This is a genomic window from Catenulispora sp. GAS73, from assembly GCF_041262085.1.
GTDB lineage: Bacteria > Actinomycetota > Actinomycetes > Streptomycetales > Catenulisporaceae > Catenulispora.
Genome location: NZ_JBGCCM010000018.1, coordinates 111119 through 127157 on the forward strand (window position 1 = coordinate 111119; position 16039 = coordinate 127157).

The window sequence follows — 16039 nt, forward strand, 5'->3', positions numbered from 1 at the left end:
CGGTGCCGCCGGTGAGGGTCGGCGGCACCGGGCATCAGCTGCGCACGGAACTGGTCGCGGAGCCGGCCGCGCGGCGATCGGCTCCGCGGCCGCTCAGAACGTGGCCAGGTGCGCCTTGTATCCGGCGCCGTAAGCCGTCGGCGTCCCGTCGTAGGCGCTGATCAACGAAGGACCCTGCGAACAGTCCCAGGTGTTCCAGGTCCACGCCGAGTACCCGGTGTGGTGGCTGTCCAGCCACGCCATCAGCGTGTCGATGTAGGAGTGCCCGCAGTCGTTCTCCCCGATCTCCCCGGGGATCACCGGCACCTGCGCGATGACCGGTGCCACCTGGGAGTCCCAGCATGACGAGGACGAGCACGAGTTGAAGTTGTACGAGTGCCACGAGGCCGCGAGGTTGTGCAGCGGGTCCGTGGGTTCGTGCGCCAGCCACTGGCTCAGGTCGTTCGAGTACGCCACGCCGCCGAGCATCAGGACATTGCTTGCCCCGGCGCCCCGCACCGCGTTCACGAGCGACTGCATCCCCGCGACCTGATACGTGATGCCGGTGCAGGTGCCGCCGTTCTGCCAGCACGACCAGCCGGCCGCGGAGTTGAAGCCCGCGGCGAAGTCCGGGTACGGCTCGTTGAAGAGGTCGAAGACGGTCGACTTGTCGTTCTTGAAAGCGCCGGCCACCGAGGCCCAGAACGCCGGGGCGTTCGCCGCGTCCGGCATCGGCTTCTGGCACGTCGCGGTGGCCACCGAACAGGCCGAGGACTGGCCGGTGTAGACGCCGTCGGTCCAGTGCAGGTCGAGGATGACCGCCAGGCCGTGCTGGTGCAGCAGGCTGACGAAGCTCTCGATCGCGGCCTGGTACGTCGCGCCGCCGTACTGCGGCAGCACGTTCGACTCTCCGAGCCAGCAGTCCTCGTTCAGCGGCACCCGGACGATGTTCGCCTTCCAGGACGCGATCGCGGCCACCGAGGCGTCGTCGACTGGACCGTCGAAGATGCTCTTGCCCTGGACGCACGCGAACTCCGCCCCCGAGCGGTTCACTCCGTGCGGGACGAAGACCTTCCCGGTGCTGTCCACGAGCTGGTTGCCCGAGACGTGCAGGGCCGGGGCGCCGGACGACGGGGGAGTGGAGCTCGGGGTGGTGCTGGGCGTCGTGCTGGGGGTGGTGCTCGGGGTCGTACTAGGGGTCGTACTAGGCGTCGTGCTGGGTGTGGTGCTCGGCGTCGAGGACGGCGATCCCACGCCGTTGCACGCGGTGCCGTTGACGCTGAACACGGTCGGCGCGGCGTTGCCGCCGGTGTAGGTGAAGTTGGCGCCGATGCTGGTGTTCGCGCCGGCCGCCACCGAACCGTTGTAGGAGGCGTTGGCGACCGTCACGGCGTGGCTGGACTGCGACCACGTGCCGTTCCAGCCGTTCTGCAACGTCTGGTTCCCCCCGTAGGAGTACCCCAGCGTCCAGCCGCTCCACGCGCTCGCGCCGACGTTGGCGATGGTGATGTTCGCGGTGAAACCCGTCCCCCAATCGCTGCTGACCGAATACGTGACCTGACATTGGACCGCCGTGGCGGCGCTCGCGGTTCCGGGCACGAGCACCGCGGCGGTCGCCGAACCGGCCGCCAGCGCCACCCCGGCCACGGCGCCGAGCGCCGCCCTCAGTCGCGGGGACATAAGCCTCCTCCATCGGTTTGACACATCGCCGCGGAACGTAGGAAGCCTTTCCACCGCAACGCAAGGCCGAGATCGCGAAACACCAGGAAGGCGCGCGGTCCGCGATGAAACTTTCACGACGAAATCGTTATCGACCCTCGTCGTACCGGGCACCGCGCGGATCCGGCAGCCGTGCCCTTGACAACTCCGGGCACTGCGACGACTTTGCATGAGAGCGCTCTCATGAACCAGACGTGAGCTGTCCGACATCCGGTGTTCACCCGCCCCCCCACGAGTCGGAGAACTTAGAGATGACCCGTTCCGCCACCCCGGGTCCGCGCCCCACCCTGGCCGACGTGGCCGCGTTGGCCGGCGTGTCCCCGGCCACCGCCTCGCGTGTGCTCAACGGCACCGCGGGCGTCAGCGGCACCGCCCGCACCGAGGTGCACAACGCCGTGTCGCGGCTGTCCTACGTCCGGCAGCGGGCCCGTGCCTCGCGCCGCTTCAAGGTCAGCTCGATCGCCGCGGTGGTCTGCGAGGACGGCGTACGCCTGTTCGCGGACACGTTCTTCTCCCGGATCCTGCTCGGCGCCGGCCAGGCGCTGCGCTCCGGGGACATCCAGCTGGTGCTGCTGGTGGTGCGCGGGCCGGCCGACCACGGCTCGGTCGAGCGCTACCTGTCCAAGGGCCTCGCCGACGGCGTCCTGCTGATCAGCGCCCACGATCGGGACCCGCTGGTCCCGATGCTGCGGGCGATGCGCGTGCCGACGATCGCCGCCGGCCGGCCGATGACGCCGGGGGAGATGCCCTACGTCGACGCCGACAACCGTTCGGGCGCGCACGAGGCGGTCAGGCATCTGCTGAACTCCGGACGCCAGAAGGTGGTGTCCATCGCCGGACCGCCGGACATGGCGGTGGGCGCCGACCGCCGCGCCGGCTACCGGGACGCGATCTCCGAGGCCGGCGCCGTCGGCAACATCGTCTACGGCGACTTCACCCCGACCTCCGGCGAGCACGCGATGCAGCGGCTGCTGGAGCACCACCCCGACCTCGACGCGGTGTTCGCCGCCTCCGACCTGATGGCCCTGGGCGCCCTGCGCGCCCTGCGGCGGGCCGGCCGGCGGATCCCGGACGACGTCGCGGTCGTCGGCTTCGACGACGCCCCGCTGGCCCTGCACACCGATCCCCGCCTGACCACCGTCCGGCAGCCCGTGGAGGACATGGGCGAGGCGATGGCGCGGCACCTCACCAGGCGGCTCATCGGGGAGGTCGACATGCCTCCGGCGACGGTGTTCCGCACCGAGCTGGTCGCGCGCGACTCCGGCTGAGCACCGCCGCACACCGACCTCCGTCCCGCGTCGCGGGACGGCCATCTCGCCCTGCGTCCACGGACAGCTCTTCGGGGCCTGACACAACACACAGAGAGGAGAAGTTCATGGAACAAGGCAATGATCGCAAGGCTCGACGGCTCACCAGCGCCTTCGTGGCCGCGGCCGTGACCCTCGGGGTCGCGGGCGGACTCGCCGCGCTCACGACGGCGAGTTCGAACGCTGCGACCACTCCCGGGTGCACCGCGGTGTACTCCACGACGTGGGACTCCGGGAGCGGGTTCGGGGCGCAGGTGGTCATCACGAACAACGGCCCGGCGTGGACGAACTGGACGCTCACCTACTCCTACGCCGGGAACCAGACGCTGCAGAACGGCTGGAACGGGACCTGGTCGCAGTCCGGACACGCGGTGACCGTCGCCAACGCGTCCTACAACGGCGCGGTGGCCTCCGGCGGATCCGTGACCCCGGCGGGGAACTTCACGTACTCCGGGACCAACGCGGCGCCGACGTCGTTCGCGGTCAACGGGATCACCTGCGGCGGGACGACGCCGCCGCCGACCACCACGCCGTCGACGACCCCGTCCACCACGCCGTCCACCACCCCCTCGACGACGCCGTCCACGACGCCGTCGACCACCCCCTCGACGACGCCCTCCACGACGCCGAGCACCGGCGGCGGCGGGGGCGGCCACGTCGTCAACCCGTTCGTCGGCGCCTCGCAGTATCTGAGCCCCGACTACACCGGCGAGGTCAACGCGCAGGTGGCCGCCGACCAGTCGAACCCGACGCTGGCGGCCTCCGAGGCGAAGATGGCCGGCTACTCGACCGCGGTGTGGATGGACCACATCGGCGCGATCGCCGGCGACCCGGGCAGCGTGCACCACGGCCTGCAGTGGCACCTGGACCAGGCACTGAGCCAGCAGAAGGCGGGGACCCCGATCACCTTCGAGGTCGTCATCTACGACCTGCCGGGCCGGGACTGCGCCGCGATCGCCTCCAACGGCGAGATCCCGGCGACCGCGGCCGGCCTGACGGAGTACGAGTCGCAGTACATCGACCCGATCTCCGCGATCCTGGCGAACCCGAAGTACGCCGGCATCCGGATCGTGGCCGTCGTCGAACCGGACTCGCTGCCGAACGCGGTCACCAACCAGAGCAAGCCCGCGTGCGCGACGGCGACGCCGTTCTACGAGACAGGGGTCGAATACGCGCTGAACAAGCTGCACGCGATCCCGAACGTCTACAACTACGTGGACATCGCGCACTCGGCGTGGCTGGGCTGGTCCTCCAACATGGGCCCGGCGGCGCAGGAGTTCGCCAAGGTGGCCCGGGCCACGACCGCGGGCTTCGGCAGCATCGACGGCTTCATCTCGGACACCGCGAACTACACCCCGACCACCGAGCCGTTCCTGCCGAACTCCACGCTGCAGGTCGGCGGCAACCCGCTGGACTCGGCGAAGTTCTACCAGTACAACCCGTACTTCGACGAGTACGACTACGACCAGGCCATGTACACGCAGCTGACCGGCCAGGGCTTCTCGCCGAACATCGGGATGCTCATCGACACCTCGCGCAACGGCTGGGGCGGCCCGAACCGGCCGACCGCACTGAACTCCTCGCCGACGACCGTCGACACCTACGTCGCGGCCAACAAGGTGGACCAGCGGCCGTTCCGCGGTGACTGGTGCAACCAGGCCGGCGCGGGGATCGGGGCCCGGCCGACGGTGCTGCCGTACGGCTCGTCCAACCACATCATCGCGTTCGTGTGGATCAAGCCGCCCGGGGAGTCGGACGGCGACTACGTGACCGCCACGCACCCGCACGGCGACCCGCACTGCGACCCGAACGGGACCAACACCGACGGCAACGGCGGGACCTACTCGACCGGCTCACTGTCCACCGGCGACGTGCCGGCCGGGCAGTGGTTCGCCGCTGAATTCCAACAGGAGGTGGCAAACGCCTACCCCGCGCTGTAGGCAGTGTGAACCTGATGGTGCTGACCGAGTGTTGACAACTCACTGAGTGAGCGCGACTGATCCGGGCGGGCCCGGTGCCGGGTGGCACCGGGCCCGTTCCGGCAGCCTCACGACAGCGCCATCCCGGGAATGCGGCGGCGAATGGCTTCCATCTCGGCCTCGTCCGAGATGCCCTGCCAGTCGTACCGCGGCGTGTAGGGAGCCTGCAGGGCGCGTGCCTCCTCATCGGTGAGTTCCACGTCCAAGGAGGCCACGGCCTCGTCGATCTGTTGGACGGTGCCGGCGCCGACCAACGGGGCCGTGACGACCGGCTGGCGGCGCAGCCAGGCCAGGGCGATCTGGGCGCGGCTGACGCCGTGCGCGTCCGCGACCTGTCCGACCGCGTCGGTGATCGCGCGGTTCGATGCTTCCTGCTCGGGCGAGTAGAGCAGGTCCGCGAAGGCGCCGTCCGTCTCGGAGCGCGTGGTCGACCTGCCGTCGTCCCAGGCGCGGGCGAGGCGGCCGCGGGCCAGCGGCGACCAGACGATGGTGCCGACACCTTCGTCGAGGCACAGCGGGATCATCTCGCGTTCCTCCTCGCGGGCCAGGAGGTTGTAGTGGTCCTGCATGGACACGAAGCGCGCCCAGCCGTGCTGCTTCTGCAGGTGCAGTGCCTTCGCGAACTCCCACGCGGGCATCGACGACGCGCCGAGGTAGCGCACCTTGCCCGCCTGCACCAGGTCGCTGAGCGCTTCGAGCGTCTCCTCCAACGGGGTCGCGTGGTCGTTGCGGTGGATCTGGTACAGGTCGATGTAGTCGGTGCCGAGGCGGCGCAGCGAGTGGTCCACCTCGGTCATGACCGCCTTGCGCGACAGGCCGCGGCCGTTCGGGCCGGTCCGCATCGGGTGGCGCAGCTTCGTGGCGATCACCACCTCGTCGCGGTCGGCGAAGTCCTTGAGCGCGCGGCCGAGGATCTCCTCGCTGGAGCCGTTGGAGTACATGTTCGCGGTGTCGAAGAAGTTGATCCCCGCCGCGAGTGCGTGCTTGATGAGCGGACGCGCCTCCTGCTCGCCCTTGGACCAGACGGGGTGTCCGCGGTCGGGCTCGCCGTAGCTCATCGCGCCGATCGCGATCGGGGAGACGTCCAGGCCGGTCGTGCCGAGCTTGATGTACTGCATGATGCACCTCTAGGGTATGTGGAGAACTCTCCATTTACCGTAGTGGAGAGCTCTCCACTTAGCAACCCGAGGACTGGACGGGTCAACCCGCCGGTCCGAGAAGTGAGGTCCAGTGGTCCGTTCAGACGCTCGTGAGAACCGCGCGCGCATCCTCGCCGCCGCCCGCGAGTCCATCGCCGCGGACGGCGACACGTCGATGAACCAGATCGCCCAGCGCGCCGGCGTCGGCGCGGGCACGCTGTACCGCAACTTCCCGACCCGCGAGGCGCTGGTCCTGGCCGTCTACCAGGAAGAGGTCGACCGCATCGTCGGTACGGTCCCGACCTTGCTCGGGGGGATGCCGCCGATCGAAGCGCTCCGGCACTGGACGACGGACCTGGTGGCGGCGATGCGAAGGAAGCACGGGCTCGGCGACGCGCTCAGCGCCGCCGGGCACCAGGCGATCACCGAGCAGACCTACGGACCGGTCATCGCCGCGATCAATGAGTTCCTCGACGCGGGCAAGCGGGACGGCAGCATCCGCGAGGACGCCGACCCCGGCGACTTCCTCCAGCTCACCGGCGCGCTCTGGCGTGCCGCGTCCGGGCCCGAGGACCGGTCGCCGCGGATGCTCGCACTCATCCTTGACGGCCTCCGTACGCAGGGGCGGCCGTAGGGGGCTGAGACTCGGGCTACGACACGGGCTACGACTCACCCGCCCCCGGCCCGCTGACCGCCCCCGTCAGATACCGCTGAAACGTCTCGGCCAAATCCGCGGCCAGATCCTCCACCGACCGCGACGCCAACGGCTCGATCCGCAGGATGTACCGCCCCATCGCCAGGCCGAGCAGCTGCGTGATCACCAGCATCGCGCGGTACTCCGGGTCGTCGCCGCCGGCGGCGGTGGCCAGGGGGATCACCAGGGGTTCCGCCATGCGTTCGCGGACGACCGCGGCGACCTCCGGTTCGGCTGTCGCCGCGCGGACCATGGCCACGATCCACTTCTGGCTCTCGGGGTTCTCCAGCGTGCGCAGCACGAAGCGGGCCAGGCGTTCGCCGACGTGGTCGGGGCCCTCCGCGAGGACGAAGTCGATGGCCGCCTGCGGGTCCACCGGCGGCTGCACGACAGCGGCGAACAGGCCCGCCTTCGACTTGAAGTAGTGCGTCACCAGCATCGGGTCGACCTGCGCGGCCAGCGCCACCTGGCGGACCGAGGTGCGGTCGAAGCCGTGCTCGGCGAACAGCTGCCGGGCGGCCTGCTGGATGGCCTCCTTCGCCTGGCCGGCGTCCGTTCGGCGGCCGCGCTTGGCGCCGGTCGCACCCGTCTCCACCATGGGTTCCTCCGAAATTCTTGACGTGCAGAATTCTGTGGGTGCAGAATTCTATACGTACAGAATACCTGTCCCGCTCCGTCCGGCTCCACCCGTCTCTGTGAGGACGTCATGACCCCTGAGCTCACCAAGAGAGGCCGCACGCTGGTGCTGGCCGTCGTCGCCCTGGCGCTGATGATGGTCGTGTCCGCGGTCAGCGGCCTGAACGTCGCGCTGCCCGACCTGTCCACCGCCACCGGCGCCTCGCAGACGCAGATCATCTGGATCGTCGACGCGTACACGCTGGTCTTCGTCGGCTTCCTGCTCCCGGCCGGCGCCGTCGGCGACCGCTACGGCCGCAAGGGCACGCTGGTCGCCGGGCTCACGATCTTCGGTGCCGCGGCCGCGTGCGCGCTGTTCGTCTCCTCGCCGAGCACGCTGATCGCGCTGCGCGGGGCGATGGGCCTGGGCGCCGCCGCGGTGATGCCGACGACGCTGTCGGTCATCACCACGTCGTTCCCGCCGGCCGAGCGCGGCCGGGCGGTCGGGGTGTGGGTCGGCGTGGCCGGGGGCGGGGCCGTTCTGGGCCTGCTCGCGTCCGGCGTGCTGCTGGAGTTCTTCGCCTGGAACTCGTTCTTCGCACTCAACGTGGCGCTGGCGGTCGTGGCGCTGATCGGCACGCTGCTGTTCATCCCGAACTCACGGGACGCCGACGCGCCGCGGCTGGACCCGCTCGGCGGGCTGTTCTCGCTGCTGGCGGCCGTGGGCATCGTGTTCGGCATCGTCGAGGGCCCGGACCGGGGCTGGGGCGACGCGCTGACAGTCACCGGGTTCGCGGTCGGGGCGCTGGCGCTGGCGGCGTTCGTCGGCTGGGAACTGCGGCGGGACGAGCCGCTGCTGGACGTGCGGCTGTTCCGGCTCAAGGGCTTCGGCGCGGGATCCGGCGTGATCACGATCCAGTTCTTCGGCAGCTTCGGCCTGTTCTTCATCCTCCTGCAGTACCTGCAGTACGTCGCGGACCTGTCCCCGTTCCGCGCCGCGATCTGCCTGATCCCGCTGCCGCTGTTCGTGATGCCCACGGCCCGCAACGCGCCGAAGGTCGCGGCCCGGCTCGGGGCCAACCGCGTGCTGCCGCTGGGGCTGCTGCTGAGCGCATCAGGGCTGGCGGTCATGACAACGCTGGGCACGCACTTCGTGTACTGGCACCTGGCGGTCGGGCTGGCGCTGTTCGGCGCGGGCATGGGGCTGGCCGGGACGCCCGCGACGACCGCGATCGTCTCCTCGCTGCCGGCCGCCAAGCAGGGCGTCGGCTCGGCGATGAACGACCTGTCGCGCGAGCTCGGCAGCGCGCTGGGCATCGCGGTGCTCGGCAGCACCTTGAGCGCCACGTACCGCTCGCACGTCGCCGCCGCGACCACCGGACTGCCGCGGCCGACCGCCGACGGCGCGCAGTCGTCGATCGCCTTCGTGAAGCAGGCGTCCGGCCGCCTCGCGCAGTACGGGCCGAAGGGGCAGCACCTGCTGGACAGCGCTCAGAGCTCGTTCGTCGACGCGGCGCACGCGGCGTTCATCACGGCGATCGTGGTGCTGCTCGCCGGTGCCGTGTTCGCCGCGATCCGGGCGCCGCGCAAGGGGGAGGGTGCCGAGAACGGTGCAGAAAACCCCTCCCGGACTGCGAGCAAGCTGCCGGGAGAGGTTCGTGCCTGAGGTGCGACCTGTCGTGCTACTTGCCGCCCTCGAACGCCACCCCGGACATGGCGCCGACCCGGGAGCCCGAGGAGTCGAAGAACGACAGGGCCCCGGTCTGGCAGCCCGAGCCGTTCGGGAGCGTGAAGGCGTAGTAGGCGACGTTGTCCCCGGACGGCTGGAGCGGCTTGTCCGTGAACGACTTCGCGCCGCACTGCGCGGTGACGGAGGCCGTCAGGGGGCTGACGCTCCCGGCCACGACCGCGCCGAGCCGGACGTGGTTCGGGGTCACGATGGCGATGGAGGCGAATCCGGCGTCCGTCAACGACGGCGCCTCCTCCTGTTGCCCGAGCGGCACGCAGGATCCGCCGCCCGCGCCGGCGTCGGTCCAGACGCCGTCCACGATGACGTTCAGGCTGGTGCACCACTGCGGCTTCGGGTGCGGCGCCGGGTCGCCGGGCATGCTGGTGATGCCAGGGGGCGGGCCCGGATCGAGCTTGTACTCGCGGACGAGCTGCCAGGCGTGGCCGTCGAGGGCGCCCGAGGTGATGACCGCGTCCGGGAGGTGCGTCGGCGAGGCTGGCGAGGTCGGGGCGGTCGTGCTGGTGGCCGCCGAAGAAGTGGTGCCCGGCGCGGAACCGCTCGGGGCGGTCGTCGTCCCCGCCGCTGCCGGAGTGGTGTTCGTGGGGTTGTCGGCCGCGTTCACGTTCTGCGACGCACCGCCGCCGGTGGCGATGACCGCCGTGGCCACCGCCGTCACGCTCGCCACCGCGAACGTCGCGCCGACGGTCACCCGGCGCCGCCGCAGCCGGGCGTTGCCGCTGCGCAGCACCGCGTCGTAGGAGGGTCCGTCCAGCCCCGGCCGGTCGATCTCCTCGGCGAAGGCCTCGTGCAGCCGTTCGCCGTCCGGGAACCCGGTGTCCCCGGGGTCGTTCGTGGTCCTGGTCATCGTCCCAACCTTTCCGTCACTTCGGAGTGATCGAACAAGCGGGACAGCTCCGGAATCGCGCGCAGCTTCGCCAGGCCCCGCGAGGCCTGGCTGCGCACGGAGCCGACCGAACAGCCGAGCAGGTACGCGACGTCGTTCTCGCTGCGGTCCTCCCAGAACCGCAGGACGACGACGGCGCGCTGCCCGGGCGCCAGCGAAGCCAACGCGGCCATCAGGGCACTGCGATCGGCGACCGCCTCCGCCCGATCGGCCACCGCCGACTCCGGCACGGTCCCGGGAAACCACTCCCGGACCCGCTTGCGCCGCCGCTCGGAGGCGTGCGCGTTGATCAGGATGCGCGCCACGTAAGCCGCCGGGTCCTCGACGTCCCGCACCCGCCGCCACGCCACGTACGCCTTCGCCAGTGCGGTCTGCACCAGGTCCTCCGCCCGCCCGGTGTCCCCGGTGAGCAGGTAGGCGGTGTGCATCAGTGCTCTGCGGCGGGCCAGGACGAAGTCCTGGAACTCGCTTTCGTTTCGGTCACGCTGGTCAACGACTCCCATGCCGTCCCCCTTTCACCCTCCTAGACGCGGGGAAGGGCTTGGAACTATGACAGGTGGGTCGGATGAATGTAGCTGTGACATTCGATCAGAACTGGTGAACGAGCCCCGCCGGCGCCCCGTACCCCGCAGCCCCACTTACCCCATTTGACCGCTCGGGTCGCTGACACCACTCCCGAGAGCTTTCATGGGAAAGCGGCTTTCATCCGTACTTCGGAGGTGTGCAGTGACAGTACCCGCGGCTCGCATCGTGTTCGACGCCGACGACCGCGCCGCGGTCGCCGCGGCGGTCGCCGAGAGCCTGGCCACCGGCGCCCTGACGCTCGGCCCCCACACCGAGCGGTTCGAGACCGCCTTCGCGGCGGCGCACCGCGCGCAGCACGCGGTGGCGGTGGCGACCGGGACCGCGGCGCTGGAGATCGCGCTGAGGGTGGTCGGCGTCGCCAACCACGACGTGGTGCTGCCGTCGAACACCTTCTACGCCACGGCCGCCGCCGTCGTGCACGCGGGCGGCCGGCCGGTGTTCGCCGACGTCGAGGCCTCGACCTTCGCGCTCAACCCGGAGACCGTCGAGGCGGTGCTCACGCCCTCGACCAAGGCCGTGGTGCTGGTGCACATCGGCGGGCTGATCACGCCGGAGGTGGACGCGATCCGCGCGCTGTGCGACCGGCGCGGCGTGGCGCTCGTCGAGGACGCGGCGCACGCGCACGGCTGCAGCCTGGACGGCCGGATGGCCGGCACCTTCGGGCTGGCCGGGGCCTTCTCGTTCTACCCGACCAAGGTCACCACCAGCGCCGAGGGCGGCATGATCCTCACCGCCGACACCCAGGTGCGCGACGAGGCCCGGATCTACCGGGACCAGGGCAAGGGCGCGTTCACCGCCAACCACCACGTGCGCGACGGCGCGTCGTGGCGGCTGTCCGAGCTCAACGCGGCGGCCGGCGCGGTGCACGTCCAGCACCTGGCCGAGTTCGTGAAGCACCGCCGCACCGTCGCCGCGCGCTACACCGAGGCGCTGGCCGGCATCGACGCGCTCACGCCGCTCACCGAACCGGCCGGCTGCGTCAGCAACTTCTACAAGTACATCCTGCTGCTGCCGGCCGGCGCCGACCGCGCGCGGTTCAAGGCCGAGGTCGGCGACCGGTTCGGCGTGCGGCTCTCCGGCGAGGTCTACGACCTGCCGCTGCACAAGCAGCCGGTGCTGATGAAGTACGCCAACGGCTCGCTGCCGGTCGCCGAGGACGTCTGCGCGCGGCACGTCTGCCTGCCGGTGCACTCCGACATGCGCGACGACGAGATCGACCAGGTCCTCACCGCGGTGACCACGGTGTCCCGCGAGATGTTCGGCTGAAAGGAGCCCACTGATGCGCACGGTCGTCACCGGGGGCTGCGGTTTCATCGGCTCGCACGTCGTGGACGCGCTGGTCGAGGCCGGCCACGAGGTCGTGGTCGTGGACAACACGATCAGCAAGCTCAACCCGGCCGCCGAGTACCGCCGGGCCGACATCCTGGACCTGGCGCAGCTCACCGGCGCGCTGGACGGCGGCGAGGTGGTGTTCCACCTGGCCGCCGCCGCGGACGTCAACGAGGTCGCCGCCGATCCGGTCCGCGCGCTGCGGCTGAACGTCGAGGGCACCGGCAACGCGCTGGAGGCCGCGCGGCAGACCGGGATGAACCGGTTCGTGCTGGCCAGCACGGTGTGGGTGTACGGGGCGGCGCACGCCGACGGCGAGGGCGGCGACGCCGAGCTCACCGAGGACGTGCCGTTCGACCTGCGGCGCAGCGGGCACCTGTACGTCGCGACGAAGCTCGCCGCGGAGATGGCCGTGCAGAGCTACCGCGAGCTGTACGGACAGCACTTCACGATCCTGCGCTACGGCATCCCCTACGGCCCGCGCATGCGCGACGCCCTGGTCGTGGCCAAGTTCGTGCAGGCCGCGCTCGCCGGACAGCCGATCACCATCGCCGGCGAGGGCCGCCAGACCCGCAACTACGTCTACGTCCGGGACCTGGCCGCCGCGCACGTGCTCGCGCTGTCGCCGACCGCCGAGGACGAGACCATCGCGCTGGAGGGCACCACGCCGATCTCGGTCCGGCAGATCGCCGACACCGTGGACGGCCTGCTCGGCCCGATCACCGTGCAGCAGGTCCCGGCGCGCGCCGCGGACTACGACGGCACGCGGATCTCCAACGCCAAGGCCAAGCGGCTGCTGGGCTGGTCGCCGACGACCGGGTTCACCGAGGGCGTGCGGCGCTACGTCGAGTGGGTGCGGGCCGGTCAAGAACGTCGAGTCGGCTGAGCGCGGGAGGCCCGGCGACCATGCCGCACGCGCTGCTGCTGAGCGGGTCCCTGGGGCAGGGACACGACGTGATGGCGGCAGCCTGCGCGGATTCGCTGCACGACCGGGGCTGGACCACGGCCACCGTGGACGCGATGGCGCTGCTCGGCCGGCGCTCCGGCGCGGCGGGGGAGGCGGTGTTCCGCCGGCTGCTGGCGGTGCCCGGCGTGTACGACGCGTTCCACTTCTCGGCCCTGCGGCCGGGCAACCGCCTGGCCCGCTACACCGAGAAGGCGGCGGTGTCGCGGCTCGCGCCGCGGGTGCGGGAGCTGCTGGAGGGCGCGCCGGCGGACCTGGTGGTGTCGGTGTTCGCCACCGCGGCCGGCGCGGTGGACGCGGTGCACCGCGAGGGCGGTACGGTCCCGCCGCACATGGTGTTCTGCACGGACGTCACGCCGCACCGGTTGTGGGTCCACGACAGCACGGACCTGTTCCTGGTGACGTCGGAGGCCGCGGCGGCCGGCGTGCGGCGATACCGGCCGGACGCGGGGATCGCGGTGGTTCCGGCGCCGCTGCGACCGGCCTTCTACGCGCCGCCGACTAAGGAGGAGGCGCGCAAGGAGTTCGGAGTTCCGGCCGACGCGCGGTGCGTACTGCTGATGTCAGGGGCCTGGGGGCTGGGGCCGGTCGCCTCGGCGGCGGCTGCCTTGGGCGCGGCCGGAGTGCACGTGCTGGCGGTCGCCGGACGCAACCGGGAACTGGAGACGCGGCTGCGGGCGGTGGAGCGGCGGGAGCCTCGCGTCCACGCACTCGGCTACTCCGATCGAGTGCCCGCGCTGATGACCGCGGCCGATCTCGTCGTCACCAGTTCGGGGGATACCTGCAGCGAGGCGCGAGCCATCGGCCGGCGACTGCTGCTGCTGGACGTGGTGCCCGGCCACGGCCGCGACAACCTGCAGCACGAGCTGGAACTCGGCCACGCGGACGTCACGAGCGCGGCGCCCCGGGACGTGGTGCGCGCGGCACTGGCCGCGTTGGAAAGGCCCACGCCGCCTCCCTCGATCGGCGCGGAGCGCGGGCCGTGGGAGGCGGCTTTCGGCGCGGCGCTGAGCGGTGTGGGGCTGAGCTGATGCGCGGCGCGGCGGCTACTCCGAGAGAGTTAACGCCTCGCGATGCGCTGCTGCCGACACGCGCCGCTGCTACTCCGAAAGAGCTAGTGCTTCAAGAGTTAGTGCTTCGCGAGGCATCGGCGCTCGCTGGACCATTACTCGCAGCTGCTGGCTGTCGTGTGACCAGCTCGCCCCCACCCTCAGAAGTGCTCCGCCAAAGCCCCCACATCCCACCCGGCGCGCCGGCAGCTCTCCACGATCCCCGGCACCGCCTCCAGCGTCGTCCGCCACGCCTCGCCCCGTCCGTCCGGCGCGGTGTCGTGCAGCAGCACCGTCGTGCCCCCGCCGAGTGTGCCGAGCACCGTGCGCTGCACGTCGGCGGCGGTCCGCCGCTCCTCCCAGTCCTTCCCCCACGCGCCCCACAGCACCGGCCGCAGCTCCGCGCGCCGGGCCGCCCGCCACAATCCCGTGGTCAGCACTCCGAACGGCGGCCGGAACCACTCCGGCCGGGCCCCGCTCGCCTGCTCCACCACCTCCCTGGCCAGCCGCAGCTCGGACAAGTCCCGCTGCGGACGCGGCAGCCACTGCGGCTCGTGCGTCCATCCGTGGACCGCCACCTCGTGCCCGCGTGCCGCGGTCTCGGCGACCACCTCCGGATGTCGCGCCACCCGCGAGCCGAGCACGAAGAACGTCGCGTGCACTTCCAGCTCGTCCAGCAGGTCCAGGAACTGCGGCGTGCTGACCGGGTCGGGGCCGTCGTCGAAGGTCAGGGCCACGTGATCGGCGCGGCCCCGGGCGGCCAGGCCCGGCATCAGCCGGTCGCGGACCGGCGGCAGCCAGCTCGCGGCGGGGCCGATGTGCGCCAGGGCCAGCCCGGCCACGCCGATCGCCGCGCTCGTTGTCGCGACAGCCGCCGAACGCATGCCCGGGACTTTCCCGCGCCGGGACCGATCACACCCCGGTCGCCGACCACACCCCGGCGCGGACCCCCGAACACCCCCCGAACGACCCCCGAATCAACACCTTTCCGCCTAGCGGGCGGTTGGGGACCCTCGAATGGATCAGGAAAAGGGGACGGGAGGGCCGAGTGCTGATTGCGTTGCTGGAGAGGCGAAGGGATTCCACTGATGCTGAAGGCCAGCCGGCTCGACACCCCTAGCGGGCCCGGTCCGCGGGCGGCGGGTGCCACGCGTCCTGGTGCCACGCGTCCAGGTACCGGCGACCCGGCCATGCCGCCCGAGCGGACCATCCGGGAGAACTTCCCGGTGGCGCTGCGCATCCTCCCGGCCCGGCACCGGGCCGCGCTCGGCGCCGTCTACCGGTACGCCCGCCTGATCGACGACATCGGCGACGAGGCGCCGCCGGCCGAGCGCGGGCGGCTGTTCGACCTGGTGGACCGGGACATCGACCGGATCTTCGCCGGCACCGCCCCGGAGCTGCCCGCGCTGCGCGCCATCGGGCTGGTGGCGCGCGAGCACGGCATCCCGGAGGCGCCGCTGCGCAAGCTGGTCCAGGCCAACCGCCAGGACCAGGAGATCCACCGTTATGCCACCTGGGAACAGCTCGTGGAGTACTGCGCGCTGTCCGCCGACCCGGTCGGGCACCTGGTGCTGCACGTGTTCGACGCCGCGTCCCCCGAACGGCTCGCGCTGTCCGACCACATCTGCACCGCGCTGCAGGTCATCGAGCACTGCCAGGACGTCGCCGAGGACTTCGCCGACGGCCGGGTCTACCTGCCGGCGACCGACCTGAAGCTCTTCGGCTGCACCGATGCCGACCTGGGCGCCGCGACCACCCCGACCAGGCTGCGCGGCGTGGTGGCCCGCAACGCCGACCGCGCCGCCGAGCTGCTGGACCAGGGCGCCCCGCTGATCGGCAAGCTCGACGGCTGGGCCCGGGTCGCGGTCGCCGGCTACCTGGCCGGCGGCCGCGCCACCCTGGCGGCGCTGCGCGGCGGCGCCTACGACGTGCACGCCGCCCGCCTGCGCCCGAGCCGCGCCCGGACGCTCGGCGAAGCTCTGCTGATCCTCGGAAGGGACGTGGCCAAGTGACCCGAGTGAACCGATCGCGCACAAGCCCGCAAGAA

14 protein-coding genes are annotated in these 16039 nt (G+C 71.6%); 8 read left to right on the forward strand and 6 right to left on the reverse strand.

Annotation, left to right across the window (positions count from 1 at the left end):
- Window positions 1-93 precede the first annotated feature (93 nt).
- Entirely contained in the window at window positions 94-1659 is a 1566-nt protein-coding gene (locus ABH935_RS26395) for a cellulase family glycosylhydrolase (protein ID WP_370380618.1), read from the reverse strand.
- Between the two features lie 290 nt (window positions 1660-1949).
- Between ABH935_RS26395 and ABH935_RS26400 the strand changes: the two genes are divergently transcribed.
- Together ABH935_RS26400 and ABH935_RS26405 are read left to right on the forward strand one after the other, a co-directional pair.
- On the forward strand, window positions 1950-2966 hold the full coding sequence (locus ABH935_RS26400; RefSeq protein WP_370380619.1) for a LacI family DNA-binding transcriptional regulator: 1017 nt from the start codon (window positions 1950-1952) through the stop codon (window positions 2964-2966).
- Window positions 2967-3073: 107 nt separating this feature from the next.
- Entirely contained in the window at window positions 3074-4945 is a 1872-nt protein-coding gene (locus tag ABH935_RS26405; RefSeq protein ID WP_370380620.1) for a glycoside hydrolase family 6 protein, read from the forward strand.
- Between the two features lie 107 nt (window positions 4946-5052).
- Here ABH935_RS26405 and ABH935_RS26410 read toward each other — a convergent pair whose 3' ends face one another.
- A complete protein-coding gene (locus tag ABH935_RS26410) occupies window positions 5053-6102 on the reverse strand; it encodes an aldo/keto reductase (RefSeq protein WP_370380621.1) in 1050 nt (349 codons plus the stop codon).
- Between the two features lie 112 nt (window positions 6103-6214).
- Here ABH935_RS26410 and ABH935_RS26415 point away from each other — a divergent pair, with 112 nt between their 5' ends.
- Entirely contained in the window at window positions 6215-6757 is a 543-nt protein-coding gene (locus ABH935_RS26415; RefSeq protein ID WP_370380622.1) for a TetR/AcrR family transcriptional regulator, read from the forward strand.
- Window positions 6758-6785: 28 nt separating this feature from the next.
- Here ABH935_RS26415 and ABH935_RS26420 read toward each other — a convergent pair whose 3' ends face one another.
- The gene (locus tag ABH935_RS26420) at window positions 6786-7415 is read right to left on the reverse strand and encodes a TetR family transcriptional regulator (RefSeq protein WP_370380623.1); all 630 of its coding nucleotides are present in this window, start codon (window positions 7413-7415) and stop codon (window positions 6786-6788) included.
- A 108-nt stretch (window positions 7416-7523) separates the two neighbouring features.
- Between ABH935_RS26420 and ABH935_RS26425 the strand changes: the two genes are divergently transcribed.
- Window positions 7524-9098: an MFS transporter gene (locus ABH935_RS26425; protein WP_370380624.1), complete on the forward strand. Its 1575-nt coding sequence runs from the start codon at window positions 7524-7526 to the stop codon at window positions 9096-9098.
- A gap of 16 nt (window positions 9099-9114) precedes the next feature.
- Here ABH935_RS26425 and ABH935_RS26430 read toward each other — a convergent pair whose 3' ends face one another.
- A complete protein-coding gene (locus tag ABH935_RS26430; RefSeq protein ID WP_370380625.1) occupies window positions 9115-10026 on the reverse strand; it encodes a hypothetical protein in 912 nt (303 codons plus the stop codon).
- On the reverse strand, window positions 10023-10568 hold the full coding sequence (locus tag ABH935_RS26435; RefSeq protein ID WP_370380626.1) for a SigE family RNA polymerase sigma factor: 546 nt from the start codon (window positions 10566-10568) through the stop codon (window positions 10023-10025). Before ABH935_RS26435 ends, ABH935_RS26430 begins: the two co-directional genes overlap by 4 nt.
- A 223-nt stretch (window positions 10569-10791) precedes the next feature.
- Between ABH935_RS26435 and ABH935_RS26440 the strand changes: the two genes are divergently transcribed.
- From ABH935_RS26440 to ABH935_RS26450, 3 genes are read left to right on the forward strand one after another with little or no spacing between them, the layout of a single operon-like run.
- Window positions 10792-11916, forward strand: a complete 1125-nt coding sequence (locus ABH935_RS26440; RefSeq protein WP_370380627.1) for a DegT/DnrJ/EryC1/StrS family aminotransferase — start codon at window positions 10792-10794, stop codon at window positions 11914-11916.
- A gap of 13 nt (window positions 11917-11929) precedes the next feature.
- Entirely contained in the window at window positions 11930-12865 is a 936-nt protein-coding gene (locus tag ABH935_RS26445) for an NAD-dependent epimerase/dehydratase family protein (protein WP_370380628.1), read from the forward strand.
- Window positions 12866-12885: 20 nt separating this feature from the next.
- Window positions 12886-13974, forward strand: a complete 1089-nt coding sequence (locus ABH935_RS26450; protein ID WP_370380629.1) for a glycosyl hydrolase — start codon at window positions 12886-12888, stop codon at window positions 13972-13974.
- A 179-nt stretch (window positions 13975-14153) separates the two neighbouring features.
- Here the strand turns inward: ABH935_RS26450 and ABH935_RS26455 are convergent, their stop codons facing one another.
- Window positions 14154-14876 carry a polysaccharide deacetylase family protein gene (locus ABH935_RS26455; protein ID WP_370380630.1) on the reverse strand — a complete coding sequence of 241 codons (723 nt, stop codon included), beginning with the start codon at window positions 14874-14876 and terminating at the stop codon, window positions 14154-14156.
- Between the two features lie 204 nt (window positions 14877-15080).
- On the opposite strand from ABH935_RS26455, the gene hpnC reads away from it, so the two are divergent.
- Complete coding sequence (gene hpnC / locus ABH935_RS26460; protein ID WP_370380631.1) at window positions 15081-16004, forward strand: squalene synthase HpnC; 924 nt, start codon at window positions 15081-15083, stop codon at window positions 16002-16004.
- The last annotated feature ends 35 nt before the right edge of the window (window positions 16005-16039 follow it).